This is a genomic window from Streptococcus mitis (assembly GCF_023110375.1).
Taxonomy (GTDB): Bacteria; Bacillota; Bacilli; order Lactobacillales; family Streptococcaceae; genus Streptococcus; species Streptococcus mitis_CI.
Genome location: NZ_JALDVV010000002.1, coordinates 1 through 15,359, shown reverse-complemented (window position 1 = coordinate 15,359; position 15,359 = coordinate 1). Strand labels below are relative to the sequence as shown.

The 15,359-nt window shown below is 42.5% G+C and carries 18 protein-coding genes; 15 read left to right on the top strand and 3 right to left on the bottom strand.

The window, feature by feature from the left end; genetic code table 11:
• Positions 1–22 precede the first annotated feature (22 nt).
• A complete protein-coding gene (locus M1G12_RS02240; protein WP_001051780.1) occupies positions 23–193 on the bottom strand; it encodes a DUF3042 family protein in 171 nt (56 codons plus the stop codon).
• Between the two features lie 120 nt (positions 194–313).
• Here M1G12_RS02240 and miaA point away from each other — a divergent pair, with 120 nt between their 5' ends.
• Genes miaA through M1G12_RS02215 form a run of 5 tightly spaced genes read left to right on the top strand, consistent with a single transcriptional unit; the run spans position 314 to position 4,765 of the window.
• A complete protein-coding gene (gene miaA / locus M1G12_RS02235; RefSeq protein WP_247949335.1) occupies positions 314–1,198 on the top strand; it encodes a tRNA (adenosine(37)-N6)-dimethylallyltransferase MiaA in 885 nt (294 codons plus the stop codon).
• The gene (gene hflX, locus M1G12_RS02230) at positions 1,191–2,429 is read left to right on the top strand and encodes a GTPase HflX (RefSeq protein WP_125328258.1); all 1,239 of its coding nucleotides are present in this window, start codon (positions 1,191–1,193) and stop codon (positions 2,427–2,429) included. The genes miaA and hflX overlap by 8 nt, the downstream gene beginning before the upstream one ends.
• Positions 2,422–3,045, top strand: coding sequence for a cystathionine beta-lyase (locus tag M1G12_RS02225; protein ID WP_125328259.1), 624 nt, complete (start codon positions 2,422–2,424; stop codon positions 3,043–3,045). The genes hflX and M1G12_RS02225 overlap by 8 nt, the downstream gene beginning before the upstream one ends.
• Before the next feature lie 14 nt (positions 3,046–3,059).
• Positions 3,060–3,989, top strand: a complete 930-nt coding sequence (gene rnz, locus M1G12_RS02220; protein WP_247949334.1) for a ribonuclease Z — start codon at positions 3,060–3,062, stop codon at positions 3,987–3,989.
• A gap of 20 nt (positions 3,990–4,009) precedes the next feature.
• Positions 4,010–4,765 carry an SDR family NAD(P)-dependent oxidoreductase gene (locus M1G12_RS02215; protein WP_247949333.1) on the top strand — a complete coding sequence of 252 codons (756 nt, stop codon included), beginning with the start codon at positions 4,010–4,012 and terminating at the stop codon, positions 4,763–4,765.
• A gap of 53 nt (positions 4,766–4,818) precedes the next feature.
• On the opposite strand, the gene M1G12_RS02210 is transcribed toward M1G12_RS02215, so the two are convergent.
• Positions 4,819–5,727 carry a LysR family transcriptional regulator gene (locus M1G12_RS02210; RefSeq protein WP_001222582.1) on the bottom strand — a complete coding sequence of 303 codons (909 nt, stop codon included), beginning with the start codon at positions 5,725–5,727 and terminating at the stop codon, positions 4,819–4,821.
• A gap of 63 nt (positions 5,728–5,790) precedes the next feature.
• Here M1G12_RS02210 and M1G12_RS02205 point away from each other — a divergent pair, with 63 nt between their 5' ends.
• The 3 genes from M1G12_RS02205 to M1G12_RS02195 all read left to right on the top strand — a co-directional run bounded on the left by M1G12_RS02205 (position 5,791) and on the right by M1G12_RS02195 (position 6,750).
• The gene (locus tag M1G12_RS02205; protein WP_020901947.1) at positions 5,791–6,060 is read left to right on the top strand and encodes a YqgQ family protein; all 270 of its coding nucleotides are present in this window, start codon (positions 5,791–5,793) and stop codon (positions 6,058–6,060) included.
• Positions 6,060–6,440, top strand: coding sequence for a rhodanese-like domain-containing protein (locus M1G12_RS02200; protein ID WP_033685338.1), 381 nt, complete (start codon positions 6,060–6,062; stop codon positions 6,438–6,440). The genes M1G12_RS02205 and M1G12_RS02200 overlap by 1 nt, the downstream gene beginning before the upstream one ends.
• Before the next feature lie 88 nt (positions 6,441–6,528).
• Entirely contained in the window at positions 6,529–6,750 is a 222-nt protein-coding gene (locus tag M1G12_RS02195; RefSeq protein WP_247949332.1) for a DUF4190 domain-containing protein, read from the top strand.
• 56 nt (positions 6,751–6,806) lie between these two features.
• On the opposite strand, the gene M1G12_RS02190 is transcribed toward M1G12_RS02195, so the two are convergent.
• A complete protein-coding gene (locus tag M1G12_RS02190; RefSeq protein ID WP_247949331.1) occupies positions 6,807–7,532 on the bottom strand; it encodes a 16S rRNA pseudouridine(516) synthase in 726 nt (241 codons plus the stop codon).
• Between the two features lie 161 nt (positions 7,533–7,693).
• Here M1G12_RS02190 and typA point away from each other — a divergent pair, with 161 nt between their 5' ends.
• From typA to pyrE, 7 genes are all read left to right on the top strand, one after another.
• Complete coding sequence (gene typA, locus M1G12_RS02185; RefSeq protein WP_000164111.1) at positions 7,694–9,535, top strand: translational GTPase TypA; 1,842 nt, start codon at positions 7,694–7,696, stop codon at positions 9,533–9,535.
• Positions 9,536–9,554: 19 nt separating this feature from the next.
• A complete protein-coding gene (locus tag M1G12_RS02180; protein WP_020903498.1) occupies positions 9,555–9,809 on the top strand; it encodes a DUF3165 family protein in 255 nt (84 codons plus the stop codon).
• Between the two features lie 115 nt (positions 9,810–9,924).
• Positions 9,925–11,277 carry a UDP-N-acetylmuramoyl-L-alanine--D-glutamate ligase gene (gene murD / locus M1G12_RS02175; RefSeq protein ID WP_237447336.1) on the top strand — a complete coding sequence of 451 codons (1,353 nt, stop codon included), beginning with the start codon at positions 9,925–9,927 and terminating at the stop codon, positions 11,275–11,277.
• A gap of 1 nt (position 11,278) precedes the next feature.
• On the top strand, positions 11,279–12,337 hold the full coding sequence (locus M1G12_RS02170) for a UDP-N-acetylglucosamine--N-acetylmuramyl-(pentapeptide) pyrophosphoryl-undecaprenol N-acetylglucosamine transferase (protein ID WP_247949330.1): 1,059 nt from the start codon (positions 11,279–11,281) through the stop codon (positions 12,335–12,337).
• Positions 12,338–12,346: 9 nt separating this feature from the next.
• Entirely contained in the window at positions 12,347–13,600 is a 1,254-nt protein-coding gene (locus M1G12_RS02165) for a cell division protein FtsQ/DivIB (protein WP_247949329.1), read from the top strand.
• 233 nt (positions 13,601–13,833) lie between these two features.
• Positions 13,834–14,535, top strand: a complete 702-nt coding sequence (gene pyrF, locus M1G12_RS02160) for an orotidine-5'-phosphate decarboxylase (protein ID WP_247949328.1) — start codon at positions 13,834–13,836, stop codon at positions 14,533–14,535.
• A 33-nt stretch (positions 14,536–14,568) separates the two neighbouring features.
• Positions 14,569–15,201, top strand: coding sequence for an orotate phosphoribosyltransferase (gene pyrE, locus M1G12_RS02155; RefSeq protein WP_247949327.1), 633 nt, complete (start codon positions 14,569–14,571; stop codon positions 15,199–15,201).
• Positions 15,202–15,359: the final 158 nt, after the last annotated feature.

Sequence of the window (15,359 nt, the reverse complement as noted above, 5' to 3'; positions counted from 1 at the left end):
AAATCCCAACTTCTTTTGTTTTTTAACGTGATACGCGGCGACGAGCTGCTTTTTTACGGTTTTCTTCGATGAAAGCTGCTTTTTGCTCTTCTGGTTCGATCACTTTCTTTTTGAATGCGTATACCGCACCTGCGACGGCAGCGACAGTTCCTGCGACACCTGTTACAAGACCTTTAGCAAATCCTTTAGCCATGAGTCTTCCTCCTTTATCTTCTTAATCAGCCAGCCCCCTTAAGAGGTCACATTTTTCTGACTGACCTTTTTGTGTTATAATAATAGTAACGAAAAAATGGGAATTTTTCAAGGAAAAAAGATGAAAACAAAAATAATTGTGATTGTTGGACCGACTGCTGTTGGAAAAACAGCCCTTGCCATTGAAGTGGCCAAGCGTTTTAATGGCGAAGTGGTTAGTGGAGATAGCCAACAAGTCTATCGAGGACTTGATATTGGGACGGCTAAGGCTAGTTCAGAAGAGCAGGCAGCTGTTCCTCATCATTTAATCGATGTTAGAGAGGTAACCGAGTCTTACTCGGCTTTTGATTTTGTTTCAGAAGCTAAGATGGCTATTGAGAATATTCACAGCCGTAGCAAGCTTGCCATTATCGCTGGTGGAACAGGGCTTTACATACAGAGTCTACTAGAAGGATATCATCTCGGTGGAGAGATACCACATGAGGAAATTTTAGCTTATCGAGCTAGTTTAGAATCTTTTTCAGATGAGGAGTTAGCCCATCTGGTAGAGCAAGCAGGTCTTGAAATTCCCCAGTTTAATCGTCGTCGTGCTATGCGTGCCTTGGAAATTGCCCATTTTGGTCAGGATTTGGAAAATCAAGAGACCTTGTATGAACCGCTGATTATCTGCTTGGACGATGAGCGCAGTCAGCTTTATGAGCGTATCAATCGCCGAGTAGATCTAATGTTTGAGGCTGGGCTTTTGGATGAAGCTAAGTGGCTTTTTGACCATTACCCTGATGTGCAGGCTGCTAAAGGAATTGGCTACAAGGAACTCTTTCCTTATTTCCGTGGAGAGCAAACCTTGGAGGAAGCTAGTGAGAGTCTCAAACAGGCGACCCGTCGTTTTGCCAAGCGTCAGTTGACCTGGTTCCGTAATCGCATGCAGGTCACCTTTTATCAGATTGGAGAATCTGGTGTGCAAGACCGCATTTTAAGCCAGATAGAGGAGTTTTTAGATGATTGATACGGAGAAAAAAGAGGAACGCGTCCTGCTCATCGGTGTGGAATTGCAGGGCATGGACAATTTTGATCTCTCTATGGAAGAATTGGCCAGTTTAGCCAAGACAGCTGGAGCAGTCGTTGTAGATAGTTATAGACAAAAACGTGAAAAGTATGACTCCAAGACCTTCGTCGGCTCTGGTAAGTTGGAAGAAATTGCGCTTATGGTGGATGCAGAAGAGATTACCACTGTCATTGTCAACAACCGTTTAACTCCACGGCAAAATGTCAATCTGGAGGAAATTCTGGGTGTCAAGGTCATTGACCGTATGCAGTTGATTTTGGATATCTTTGCTATGCGAGCTCGAAGTCATGAAGGGAAACTCCAAGTGCATTTGGCTCAGTTAAAATATCTCTTGCCTCGCTTGGTTGGTCAGGGGATTATGCTTAGTCGTCAGGCAGGGGGAATTGGTTCCCGTGGTCCAGGTGAAAGCCAGCTGGAGCTGAACCGTCGTAGCGTTCGCAACCAAATCACGGATATCGAGCGCCAGCTCAAGGTGGTTGAGAAAAATCGGGCCACAGTCAGAGAAAAACGTTTGGAGTCAAGCACCTTTAAGATTGGTTTGATTGGTTATACCAATGCTGGGAAGTCAACTATCATGAACACCTTGACCAGTAAGACCCAGTATGAGGCGGACGAGCTCTTTGCGACTCTAGATGCGACAACCAAGAGTATTCATCTAGGGGGCAATCTACAGGTGACTTTAACTGATACCGTGGGCTTTATCCAAGATTTACCGACAGAGTTGGTGTCTAGTTTCAAGTCAACTTTGGAAGAAAGCAAGCATGTGGATCTTCTGGTTCATGTCATCGATGCCAGCAATCCTTATCACGAGGAGCATGAAAAAACAGTCCTGTCTATTATGAAAGACTTGGACATGGAGGATATTCCTCGCCTGACCCTTTACAATAAGGCAGATTTGGTGGAGGATTTCACGCCGACCCAAACGCCCTATGCTCTCATTTCTGCCAAGTCTAAGGATAGTCGTGAGAACTTGCAGGCTTTATTTTTAGAGAAAATCAAGGAGATTTTTGAGAGTTTTACCTTGCGCGTGCCTTTTTCAAAATCCTATAAGATTCATGATTTAGAAAGTGTTGCGATTCTGGAAGATCGTGACTACCAAGATGATGGAGAAGTTATTACAGGCTACATTTCTGAGAAAAATAAATGGAGGTTAGAAGAATTTTATGACTGATATTAAAACTTTGGCTCTAAAGTATGGAGGTTATACAAATCTGGATAAGGTCTTTCTGGATCAACTTCTAACTGGTAAAACAGAACAAGAGCAGTTGGTACTCATTACTCCTCCGCCAAGTGTGGTCAATGCCTACTTTGCAGAGCTATACCAGAAAAAGAGTCCGGAGGCTGCTACGGATTATTTTGCGGAACTCAGTCAGGAACTGAATCTTTACAATACTGAGCCAAGTTTCACCCTAGAAAACAAGCCTTTTATTCGCCTTAATCTGTCTGGTAAATCCTTTGGTTTTTGCTATGAGAGTGAGGGTCTGGGTCGAATTTTCTCTGAAAATGAAGAGGTTATTTCAGAAGACTTGCTCTTTGAGATTGCGCAAATTTTTCCTCATCAACTAGTCTTTGAAGAGTCTGGAAAGATTTACATGAAGGATGTCGGGGATGAGGAAGTTGTTAGCGTGGAGAGTCTCACGGCTTTGACTGATTTAGAAAGCTTGGCTGATGGTCGTAAGCGTCTTAAAGGCTACAGCCAAGAGGATTTACTGCAAGAAGCTACTGCTTTTTCTGGCAAGCGCTATTTCCGATCGGAAAACCGCACAGCCATGTTATATATTGATTAATTAGAAAGTATCGAATGGATATTCAATTTTTAGGAACGGGGGCTGGTCAGCCCTCTAAAGCCCGCAACGTTTCAAGTCTCGCCCTGAAACTTTTGGACGAGATTAACGAAGTTTGGCTCTTTGACTGTGGAGAAGGTACGCAAAATCGCATTCTGGAGACCACAATTCGACCACGTAAGGTCAGTAAAATCTTTATTACACACCTGCATGGAGACCATATTTTTGGCTTGCCAGGATTCCTTTCTAGCCGTGCCTTTCAAGCCAATGAAGAGCAGACAGATTTGGAAATCTATGGACCTCAGGGAATCAAGTCATTTGTCTTAACCAGCCTTCGTGTGTCAGGTTCTCGTCTGCCCTACCGCATTCATTTCCATGAGTTTGACCAAGATTCCCTTGGGAAAATCCTTGAGACCGATAAATTTACGGTGTATGTAGAAGAGCTGGACCACACTATTTTCTGTGTTGGTTATCGTGTCATGCAAAAGGACCTTGAAGGAACGCTGGATGCTGAAAAGCTCAAGGCGGCTGGTGTCCCATTTGGCCCGCTTTTTGGAAAAATCAAAAACGGTCAGGATGTTGTCCTAGAAGACGGTACTGAAATCAAGGCAGCAGACTATATCTCAGCTCCTCGTCCTGGTAAAATTATCACTATTCTAGGTGACACCCGCAAAACCAATGCCAGCGTACGTCTGGCTGTCAATGCTGATGTCTTGGTCCATGAATCAACTTATGGCAAAGGCGATGAGAAAATTGCCCGTAATCATGGTCACTCAACCAATATGCAGGCAGCGGAGGTCGCAGTAGAAGCAGGTGCCAAACGACTCCTGCTCAACCATATCAGTGCCCGTTTCCTTTCAAAAGATATCAGCAAACTCAAGAAAGATGCGGCTACAATTTTTGAAAATGTGCATGTAGTCAAAGACTTGGAAGAAGTGGAAATCTAGCAGTCACAGAAAGGATAAGTATGCCTACTATTCTCATTACCGGAGCTAGCGGTGGTCTAGCCCAAGAAATGGTCAAACTTTTGCCAGAAGACCAGCTCATCTTGCTTGGTCGAGATAAGGCAAAATTAGCCCAACTCTACGGAAATCATCCCCATGCAGAATTGATTGAAATCGATATTACCGATGATTCAGCCCTAGAAACTCTGGTAACTGACCTCTATTTCCGTTATGGTAAGATTGATGTCTTGATTAACAACGCTGGTTACGGAATTTTTGAGGAATTTGACCAGATTTCTGACCAAGATATTCACCAGATGTTCGAGGTCAATACCTTTGCTTTGATGAATCTGTCTCGTCGCCTTGCGACTCGTATGAAGGAAAGGCGAAAAGGCCATATCATCAATATCGTCAGCATGGCAGGTTTGATTGCTACTGGCAAGTCCAGCCTTTACTCAGCGACCAAGTTTGCAGCCATTGGTTTTTCAAATGCTCTGCGTCTCGAACTCATGTCCTACGGTGTTTATGTAACGACGGTCAATCCAGGACCAATCCGTACAGGATTTTTTGACCAGGCTGACCCAGATGGCACCTATCTTAAATCAGTTGACCGCTTCCTGCTAGAACCAGATGCAGTGGCTAAAAAGATTGTCAAGATTATAGGAAAAAACAAACGAGAACTTAATCTTCCGATTTTGTTGAACTTAGCCCATAAGTTTTATACCCTCTTTCCTAAGTTAGCTGATAAGTTGGCAGGGGAGACTTTTAATTATAAATAAAAAGAACCAATGCGTAGGTTGTTGCTGGCCTACATATTGGTTCTTATCATTTCTCAACTATCAAACTGGACTTCTTCTAGTAAATAGTCGATAAAGCGTTCGCCCATCTTAGATAGGCTGGTTTTTTCATGCTGGATATAGACCAGCTCAATGGGATCGTCAATGTCCAGTGGGATAGAAACGATATTGTCTCCGTTGAGGTTGCTGTTCAAAATACCTGTTGCAATGGTATAACCATCCAAACCAATCAAGAGATTAAAGAGGGTAGCACGGTCGCTGACTACGATAGATTTTTTGTGGTATTCCTGCGATAGAATCTCTTCAGAGAAGTAGAAGGAGTTGTGCGTCCCCTGGTCATAGCTGAGGTAAGGGAAGTTTTCCAAATCAGACAGTTTCACCTTGTCTTTTTTTGCCAGAGGATTGGTCTTGCTGACAAAGATATGCGGTTGCGCGGTAAAGAGATGGTGAGCCAGCAGGTGGTTGTCATCCAGCATTTTCGTTAAAACATCACGGTTGTAGCTGTTAAAAAATAGGACACCGACCTCACTACGGAAGTTCTTGACGTCGTCGATAATCTCCCAAGTACGAGTTTCACGAAGGAAGAGCTCGTATTTCTCCATATCACTTTTCTTGAGTAGAGAAACAAAGGCATTGACTACAAAGGCATAGTGCTGGGAGGAAACGCTAAAGAGTTCGCGGTGGGCGACAGGATTTTTATAGCGTTCTTCCAAAAGCTGGGTCTGCTCGACAACCTGACGGGCATAAGAGAGGAACTCCATCCCATCACGGGTCAAGGTGATGCCCTTGGGGTTGCGGATAAAGATTTCAATGCCCATTTCATTTTCCAAATCTCTCACAGCATTGGAAAGACTTGGTTGAGTGATAAAGAGTTGCTTAGCTGCCTCATTCATGGATCCAGTTTCGACGATTTTGATAATATAATGTAATTGTTGAATTCTCATGTTTTTATTGTACCACACTTGCGTCAGAATCGCCAAAGAAGATAGGAAAATCAGGGGGAGTGTGTGATTCTCTTCTTGAAAAAAACACAAAATTTTGCTAGAATGAGTCTTATGAAAACATTCTATGATGTGCAGCAATTCCTCAAACGATTTGGTATTATTGTTTACATGGGAAAACGCTTATATGATATTGAACTGATGAAGTTGGAACTCTCTCGGATTTACGATGCAGGGTTGATGGACAAATTGGACTATCTAGAGGCAGAAGCAGTTCTTCGCAGAGAGCACAAGGTAGAATTGGATTATATTGAGAAAAATGGAGAAAAGAACTAATGGTTACTTGGATTTTGTGGGCACTTATACTAGCAATGTTGGCGTGGATGGGCTTTAACTATCTTCGTATTCGCCGTGCGGCTAAAATTGTAGACAATGAGGAGTTTGAAGCCTTGATTCGTACGGGTCAATTGATTGATTTGCGCGACCCAGCAGAATTCCACAGAAAACATATCCTTGGTGCACGCAATATTCCTTCAAGTCAGTTGAAAACTAGTCTTGCAGCTCTTCGTAAGGATAAACCTGTCCTTCTTTACGAAAACCAACGTGCGCAACGAGTTACAAATGCTGCCCTTTACTTGAAAAAACAAGGTTTTACTGAGATTTATATCCTTTCTTATGGTTTGGATTCTTGGAAAGGGAAAGTGAAGACTAGCTAACCTTATTTCCAAATTAGTCGAATGATAGGATGAAGCTATTGTTTTATAGTATAATTAATTTGTATAAAATTTAAGGAGTTCTTAGAACATGAAAGAAAAGAAGAAAAATCCACTTTTTGTGGGTATCTTGTCGATTATTCTTGGTTTGTTATTTCCGTTGGGAGGTATTGGTTTAGGTATTACCAGTTTATTGTATGCTAACTCACTTCAAAAAGAATCTGGACTAGACTATAAAACAGAAAAAATTATAGCTATTGTAGGGATTGTAGTTTCCGTAATTAATTGGGTTTTAGGATTGATTCTTTTATGAATTTTATGAATTAAGTAGTGTAAAACAAAAAAGCTTTATTTGAAAGCTTTTTTGTTTTATCCACTTTTCTCTAAGTAGTTTTTAATGATTTTCAATTCCTCTTGGTTCAAGGGACGGTATTGATCCTCTGCTAGTTCTGGGTCTAATGTAAACTCACCGAACTGAACTCGTTTGAGGGAGGTTACTTTGACACCAACCGAGAGGAACATTTTCTTAACCTGGTGAAATTTCCCTTCTGAAATGGTGATAGAGGCTTGACTGAGGGAAGGACTTGCGGATAGAATTTCTAGCCTAGCAGGTTTACAGATAGTGCCATCTAAAAAGACAATTCCCTTTTGAAAGGCTTGAATATGGTCAGGTGTCAGGAGTCCATTAACCTCAACTTGGTAGGCCTTATTGACATGGTATTGGGGATGGAGGAGTTGAAAACCTAAGGGGCCGTTGTCTGTTAAAAGGAGAAGGCCTGTCGTATCTCGGTCCAGTCGACCGACGGCATAGAGCTTGTCAGACTGGATGTTAGGTGGAAGGAGGTCCATAACGGTTGGAAGCTCCTTGTCTTTGTTGGCTGTCACGACACCAGCAGGTTTATGAAGCATGAGATAGGTATGCTCATAACCTTGAATGATTCGGCCCTGAAAAAGAAGTTCTTGTAGTCCTGTATCGATATTCTGGGCTAGGGAGCGAGCTGGGCAACCATCGACGAGAATTTCCCCTTTGAGAAGTGCTTGTTTCATGGCCTTTCGGCTGATTTTTTCTTGGGCTAATAAATTATCTAAACGCATACTGTGCCTATCTTATCATAAGTTGTATACTTTGAAAAGGCTTGACGTGAAAAGAAAAGCAGAGTGAAAACATTTACACTTGCTTGAGTTATGTTATTTACTTGAAAATATGGTATAATCGTTCAGTTAGAAAATAAATTTTGAATACTATAGAGGAAATCATGACAAAATTAAGAGAAGATATCCGTAACATTGCGATTATCGCCCACGTTGACCACGGTAAAACAACCCTCGTTGACGAATTATTGAAACAATCAGAAACGCTTGATGCACGTACTGAATTGGCTGAGCGTGCTATGGACTCAAACGATATCGAAAAAGAGCGTGGAATTACCATCCTTGCTAAAAATACAGCTGTTGCCTACAACGGAACTCGTATCAACATCATGGACACTCCAGGACACGCGGACTTCGGTGGAGAAGTTGAGCGTATCATGAAAATGGTTGACGGGGTTGTCTTAGTCGTAGATGCCTACGAAGGAACCATGCCACAAACTCGTTTCGTATTGAAAAAAGCCTTGGAACAAGACCTTGTCCCAATCGTGGTTGTTAACAAAATCGATAAACCATCAGCTCGTCCAGCAGAAGTAGTGGACGAAGTCTTGGAACTTTTCATCGAGCTTGGTGCAGATGATGACCAACTTGACTTCCCAGTGGTGTATGCTTCAGCTATTAACGGAACTTCTTCATTGTCAGATGATCCAGCTGACCAAGAAGCTACGATGGCACCAATCTTTGACACGATTATCGACCATATCCCAGCTCCAGTAGATAACTCTGATGAGCCTTTGCAGTTCCAAGTGTCACTTTTGGACTACAACGACTTCGTTGGACGTATCGGTATCGGTCGTGTCTTCCGTGGTACTGTTAAGGTTGGGGACCAAGTTACCCTTTCTAAACTAGATGGTACAACTAAAAACTTCCGTGTTACAAAACTCTTCGGTTTCTTTGGTTTGGAACGTCGTGAAATCCAAGAAGCCAAAGCAGGTGATTTGATTGCCGTTTCAGGTATGGAAGATATCTTTGTCGGTGAAACCATTACTCCGACAGATGCAGTAGAAGCTCTTCCAATCCTACACATCGATGAGCCAACTCTTCAAATGACTTTCTTGGTCAACAACTCACCATTTGCTGGTAAAGAAGGTAAATGGGTGACTTCTCGTAAGGTAGAAGAACGCTTGCAGGCAGAATTGCAAACAGACGTTTCCCTTCGTGTTGACCCAACTGATTCACCAGATAAATGGACGGTTTCAGGACGTGGAGAATTGCACTTGTCAATCCTTATCGAAACAATGCGTCGTGAGGGATATGAACTTCAAGTATCTCGTCCAGAGGTTATCGTAAAAGAAATCGATGGAGTTAAATGTGAGCCATTTGAACGTGTTCAAATCGATACTCCAGAAGAATACCAAGGATCTGTTATCCAAAGCCTTTCTGAACGTAAGGGTGAAATGTTGGATATGATTTCAACTGGTAATGGTCAAACTCGTTTGGTCTTCCTTGTTCCAGCGCGTGGTTTGATCGGATACTCAACTGAGTTCTTGTCAATGACTCGTGGTTACGGTATTATGAACCATACCTTCGACCAATACTTGCCATTGATTCCAGGTGAAATTGGTGGTCGTCACCGTGGTGCCCTTGTTTCTATCGATGCTGGTAAGGCTACAACTTACTCAATCATGTCTATCGAAGAACGTGGTACGATCTTTGTCAACCCAGGTACTGAGGTTTATGAAGGAATGATTATCGGTGAAAACTCTCGTGAGAACGACTTGACAGTTAACATCACTAAGGCAAAACAAATGACCAACGTCCGTTCAGCTACTAAGGACCAAACAGCTGTTATCAAGACACCTCGTATCTTGACGCTTGAAGAGTCTCTTGAGTTCTTGAACGATGATGAGTACATGGAAGTAACGCCTGAGTCTATCCGTTTGCGTAAACAAATCCTTAACAAGGCAGAGCGTGAGAAAGCTAACAAGAAGAAAAAATCAGCTGAATAAGAGCTAGAAAGAGATAAAGATGGTTTATTTAATCATAGGAATCCTCTTATTACTACTCTATGTATTTGCGACACCAGAAAGCATTAAAGGGACAGTTAATATCGTCCTTGTCGTCTTTGCTTTCGTAGCACTTTTGATTTTGCTGATGTTGTCTGTTCTGCAAATCTTTCAGCTACCGACAGAATTCTTTATCGCAATCGCCATGCTCTTCCTAGCATACTTTAGCTTGCGAGATATTACCCTCATGTCGGTCCATAAAAGTAAAAAAAGATAAAGAAGAGAGTTTCGGCTCTCTTTTTGCTTGTTAGAATGCTGAATCTGAGCATTTTCGTTTAGAATTATTTCCATAAAAATGGTAAAATAGTAAGAGTAGAAATGGAGTTCGAGACATGAAAGTAATAGATCAATTTAAAAATAAGAAAGTCCTTGTTTTAGGTTTGGCCAAGTCTGGTGAATCTGCAGCTCGTTTGTTGGACAAGCTAGGTGCCATTGTGACAGTAAATGACGGGAAACCATTCGAGGACAATCCAGCTGCCCAAAGTTTGCTGGAAGAAGGGATCAAGGTCATCACAGGCGGTCATCCTTTGGAACTCTTGGATGAAGAGTTTGCTCTGATGGTGAAAAATCCAGGTATCCCATACAGCAATCCCATGATTGAAAAGGCATTGTCAAAGGGTATTCCAGTCTTGACTGAGGTGGAATTGGCTTACTTGATTTCAGAAGTACCGATTGTTGGTATTACTGGTTCTAATGGAAAAACGACCACAACGACGATGATCGGGGAAGTTTTAACTGCTGCTGGCCAACATGGTCTCTTATCAGGAAATATCGGCTATCCTGCCAGTCAAGTGGCCCAAACTGCGTCAGACAAGGACACTCTTGTTATGGAACTTTCTTCTTTCCAATTGATGGGCGTTCAAGAATTCCATCCTGAGATCGCGGTTATTACCAACCTCATGCCAACTCATATCGATTATCATGGTTCTTTTGAGGAATATGTAGCAGCCAAGTGGAATATCCAGAACAAGATGACAGCGGATGATTTCCTTGTCTTGAACTTTAACCAAGACTTGGCAAAAGAATTAGCTACTAAAACACAAGCTACAGTTGTACCATTCTCAACACAGGAAAAGGTTGATGGAGCTTATCTGGAAGATGGTCAGCTCTACTTCCGTGGAGAAGTGGTCATGGCAGCGAATGAAATCGGAGTTCCAGGTAGCCACAATGTGGAAAATGCCCTTGCGACGATTGCTGTAGCCAAGCTTCGTGGTGTGGATAACCAAACCATCAAAGAAACTCTTTCAGCCTTTGGAGGTGTCAAACACCGTCTCCAATTTGTGGATGAAATCAAGGGTGTCAAATTCTATAATGATAGCAAGTCAACCAATATCTTGGCTACCCAAAAAGCCTTGTCAGGATTTGACAACAGCAAGGTGGTCTTGATTGCAGGTGGTTTGGACCGTGGCAATGAGTTTGACGAATTGGTACCAGACATTACTGGACTCAAGAAGATGGTCATCCTCGGTCAGTCTGCCGAACGTGTCAAACGAGCAGCAGATAAGGCTGGTGTGTCTTATGTGGATGCGACTGATATTGCTGATGCGACCCGCAAGGCCTACGAGCTTGCGACTCAAGGAGACGTGGTTCTTCTCAGTCCAGCCAATGCCAGCTGGGATATGTATGCTAACTTTGAAGTACGTGGCGACCTCTTTATCGACACAGTAGCGGAGTTAAAGGAATAATATGAAGAAAATTGTCTTTACAGGTGGGGGGACGGTTGGACACGTGACCCTCAACCTTTTGTTAATGCCCAAGTTCATCGAAGATGGCTGGGAAGTCCACTATATCGGAGATAAACGTGGCATCGAGCACCAAGAAATCCTCAAGTCAGGTCTAGATGTCACCTTCCACTCCGTTGCGACTGGGAAATTGCGTCGCTATTTCTCTTGGCAAAATATGCTGGATGTCTTTAAAGTTGGCTGGGGAATTGTCCAGTCGCTCTTTATCATGTTACGACTTCGTCCACAGGCTCTTTTTTCAAAGGGAGGCTTTGTCTCAGTGCCGCCTGTTATCGCTGCCCGTGTGTCAGGAGTGCCAGTCTTTATTCACGAATCGGACCTATCTATGGGCTTGGCCAATAAAATCGCCTATAAATTTGCGACGAAGATGTATTCAACCTTTGAGCAAGCTTCAAGTTTGACTAAGGTTGAGCATGTGGGAGCAGTGACCAAGGTTTCAGATCAAAAAAATCCAGAACCCGATGAATTGGTGGATATTCAAACCCACTTTAATCCCCAATTGCCAACTGTATTGTTTGTCGGTGGTTCTGCAGGTGCTCGTGTCTTTAACCAATTGGTGACAGACCATAAGAAAGAACTGACAGAACGCTACAATATTATCAATCTAACTGGAGATTCTAGCCTGAACGAGTTGAGCCAAAATCTCTTTCGTGTTGACTATGTGACCAATCTCTATCAACCCTTGATGGAATTGGCTGATATAGTTGTGACACGAGGTGGTGCTAATACGATTTTTGAGCTCTTGGCCATGGCAAAATTACATGTTATTGTGCCACTTGGTCGTGAAGCTAGTCGTGGAGACCAGATTGAGAATGCAGCTTACTTTGTAAAAAAAGGCTATGCAGAAGAGCTTCAAGAAAGCGATTTGACCTTGGACAGTTTAGAAGTGAAGCTTTCTCACTTACTAAGTCACAAGGAAGACTATCAAGCCAAGATGAAGGCTTCAAAGGAATTGAAATCTCTAGCAGATTTTTATCAATTGTTGAAAAAAGATTTATCATAAGGAAAGTAAATGTCAAAAGATAAGAAAAAAGAGGGCAAAGAAATCCTCGAAGAATTTAAAGAGTTATCAGAATGGCAGAAACGAAACCAAGAATATCTAAAAAAGAAGGCTGAGGAAGAGGCGGCCCTAGCTGAGGAGAAGGAAAAGGAAAGACAGACTCGAATGGCTTCAAAATCTGAAAAGTCAGATGCAACCGAGGAGCAAGAGAGTGAATCTGATTCAAAAGACTCAAAATCAGCTAAGAAAGAGTCTGAAGAAAAAGTAGAAGAGTCAGAAGACGTTAAAAAAGAAGTACCCAAAGAAGAACCAAAATCCAAAGAGCCAAAGAAACAGAATAAACAGGATAAAAAAATAGAGAAAAAGCCTGTAAAGGAAAAACCGGTCAAACCGAAAATTCCAGGAGTTCATATCTGGCGGGCTATCTCGATTTTGTTTCTCAGTCTGATTTTATTGGTTGTCTCTGCTTATTTGCTCAGTCCTTATGCGACCATGAAGGATATTCGTGTTGAGGGAACAGTGCAAACTACAGCTGATGATATTCGACAGGCTTCAGGTATTCAGGATTCGGATTATACGATTAACCTTCTGCTAGATAAGGCAAAATATGAAGAGCAGATCAAGTCTAACTATTGGGTTGAATCAGCTCAGCTTGTCTATCAATTTCCAACCAAGTTTACAATCAAGGTCAAGGAATATGATATTGTAGCCTACTATGTTTCTGGAGAAAGTCATTATCCAATCCTTTCAAGTGGTCAGCTTGAGACCAGTTCGGTAAGTTTGGTCAGTCTGCCAGAAACTTATATATCAGTTCTCTTTAATGACAGCGAACAAATCAAGACCTTTACGTCAGAACTTGCTCAAATTAGTCCCGAACTCAAGGCGGCTATCCAAAAGGTGGAACTAGCCCCAAGCAAGGTCACATCAGATTTAATTCGAGTGACTATGAATGATTCGGACGAGGTCTTGGTTCCCCTTTCTGAAATGAGTAAGAAACTGCCATATTACAGTAAGATTAAGCCACAATTGTCAGAACCGAGTGTGATTGACATGGAAGCTGGAATTTACAGTTACACAGTGGCGGATAAATTAATTATGGAGGCTGAGGAAAAAGCCAAACAAGAGGCTAAGGAAGCTGAGAAGAAACAAAAAGAGGAAGAGAAGAAAAGACTGGAAGAACAGCAGAATAAACTAGAAGAGGAAAGGAAAAAGCTGGAGGAAGAGGGCAATCAAAACCAAACGACCCGACGTTCATCGCGCCGCTAGGCTTTATCTTTTCTCTCATAGTTCTTTAGTGACCATGTTTTTACTTGACAAGTACTAGTAGAAATAATAGAATAGTAAAAAACCTTTAAAGCAGTCCAGAGAGGCAGCTAAGGTTAGACGGTGAAAGGGTGGAGACTACCCATTTTTCGTGGAACCTTGCTGTTGGCAGGTTCCTTTTTTCGTGGCTTCTTGTGTCCAGACTCTCTCACTAGCAAAGGTAAAAGGAGAAACCTATGAGAGAACATCGTCCAGTCATTGCTCTTGATTTTCCTAGTTTTGAGGCGATCAAGGAATTTTTAGCTCTTTTTCCAGCAGAAGAAAGCCTTTATCTAAAGGTAGGGATGGAGCTTTATTACGCAACGGGGCCTGAGATTGTGTCTTACTTGAAAGGCCTGGGGCACAGTGTCTTTTTGGATCTTAAGTTGCATGACATTCCCAATACAGTCAAATCAGCTATGAAGGTCCTGTCTCAGCTTGGTGTGGATATGACAAATGTTCATGCGGCTGGTGGTGTAGAGATGATGAAGGCTGCGCGTGAAGGTCTTGGAAGTCAAGCTAAATTGATTGCTGTTACTCAGCTTACATCAACATCAGAAACTCAGATGCAGGATTTTCAAAATATCCAAACCAGCCTGCAAGAGTCTGTGATTCATTATGCCAAGAAGACAGCTGAAGCGGGATTAGACGGTGTTGTTTGCTCGGCTCAGGAAGTGCAACTCATCAAGCAGGCCACCAATCCAGAGTTTATCTGTCTGACACCGGGCATTCGTCCGGCCGGAGCTGCAGTTGGAGACCAAAAACGCGTGATGACGCCAGCGGATGCTTATCAAATCGGTAGTGACTATATTGTAGTGGGACGTCCCATTACCCAAGCTGAGGATCCTGTTGCAGCTTATCATGCCATCAAGGATGAATGGACACAGGACTGGAATTAAAGAACTAGATTAGAAAAATAAAAGGAGAATACCATGACACTTGCTAAAGATATCGCTAGCCACCTCTTGAAAATTCAAGCCGTTTACCTCAAACCAGAGGAGCCTTTTATTTGGGCATCTGGTATCAAGTCACCGATTTACACTGATAATCGTGTGACACTAGCCTATCCAGAAACTCGTACCCTAATTGAAAATGGCTTTGTGGAAGCCATCAAAGAAGCCTTTCCAGAGGTAGAAGTCATTGCAGGAACTGCGACAGCAGGGATTCCACACGGAGCTATTATTGCTGACAAGATGAATCTGCCATTTGCCTACATCCGTAGCAAACCAAAAGACCACGGTGCTGGTAATCAAATCGAAGGCCGTGTAGCTCAAGGTCAAAAAATGGTAGTGGTTGAAGACCTCATTTCAACGGGTGGTTCTGTTCTCGAGGCCGTAGCAGCAGCCAAACGCGAAGGAGCTGACGTTCTCGGTGTTGTAGCGATTTTCAGCTATCAATTGCCAAAAGCGGATAAGAACTTCTCAGATGCAGGTGTCAAACTTGTGACACTTTCGAACTACAGTGAACTCATCTACCTAGCCCAAGAAGAAGGGTATATCACACCAGAAGGCTTGGATCTCCTAAAACGCTTTAAAGAAGACCAAGAGAATTGGCAAAATGCCTAAAACATAGAAAATCAGGTAGTCACTAGGATTACCTGATTTCTTTTTGTGATGTTATTGGATCTTATACTCAATGAAAATCAAGGCTCTATAATATTTGTAGTGGGTAAATCCCCTATGGATATTATGGAGCCTATTTTGTTGTAGAAAAAAAGTCCCAT

Bases quoted from the DNA above. Each gene is read 5' to 3' on its own strand.
- M1G12_RS02240 (WP_001051780.1), bottom strand. From the start codon at position 193: ATGGCTAAAGGATTTGCTAAAGGTCTTGTAACAGGTGTCGCAGGAACT.
- miaA (WP_247949335.1), top strand. From the start codon at position 314: ATGAAAACAAAAATAATTGTGATTGTTGGACCGACTGCTGTTGGAAAA.
- hflX (WP_125328258.1), top strand. From the start codon at position 1,191: ATGATTGATACGGAGAAAAAAGAGGAACGCGTCCTGCTCATCGGTGTG.
- M1G12_RS02225 (WP_125328259.1), top strand. From the start codon at position 2,422: ATGACTGATATTAAAACTTTGGCTCTAAAGTATGGAGGTTATACAAAT.
- rnz (WP_247949334.1), top strand. From the start codon at position 3,060: ATGGATATTCAATTTTTAGGAACGGGGGCTGGTCAGCCCTCTAAAGCC.
- M1G12_RS02215 (WP_247949333.1), top strand. From the start codon at position 4,010: ATGCCTACTATTCTCATTACCGGAGCTAGCGGTGGTCTAGCCCAAGAA.
- M1G12_RS02210 (WP_001222582.1), bottom strand. From the start codon at position 5,727: ATGAGAATTCAACAATTACATTATATTATCAAAATCGTCGAAACTGGA.
- M1G12_RS02200 (WP_033685338.1), top strand. From the start codon at position 6,060: ATGGTTACTTGGATTTTGTGGGCACTTATACTAGCAATGTTGGCGTGG.
- M1G12_RS02195 (WP_247949332.1), top strand. From the start codon at position 6,529: ATGAAAGAAAAGAAGAAAAATCCACTTTTTGTGGGTATCTTGTCGATT.
- M1G12_RS02190 (WP_247949331.1), bottom strand. From the start codon at position 7,532: ATGCGTTTAGATAATTTATTAGCCCAAGAAAAAATCAGCCGAAAGGCC.
- typA (WP_000164111.1), top strand. From the start codon at position 7,694: ATGACAAAATTAAGAGAAGATATCCGTAACATTGCGATTATCGCCCAC.
- M1G12_RS02180 (WP_020903498.1), top strand. From the start codon at position 9,555: ATGGTTTATTTAATCATAGGAATCCTCTTATTACTACTCTATGTATTT.
- murD (WP_237447336.1), top strand. From the start codon at position 9,925: ATGAAAGTAATAGATCAATTTAAAAATAAGAAAGTCCTTGTTTTAGGT.
- M1G12_RS02170 (WP_247949330.1), top strand. From the start codon at position 11,279: ATGAAGAAAATTGTCTTTACAGGTGGGGGGACGGTTGGACACGTGACC.
- M1G12_RS02165 (WP_247949329.1), top strand. From the start codon at position 12,347: ATGTCAAAAGATAAGAAAAAAGAGGGCAAAGAAATCCTCGAAGAATTT.
- pyrF (WP_247949328.1), top strand. From the start codon at position 13,834: ATGAGAGAACATCGTCCAGTCATTGCTCTTGATTTTCCTAGTTTTGAG.
- pyrE (WP_247949327.1), top strand. From the start codon at position 14,569: ATGACACTTGCTAAAGATATCGCTAGCCACCTCTTGAAAATTCAAGCC.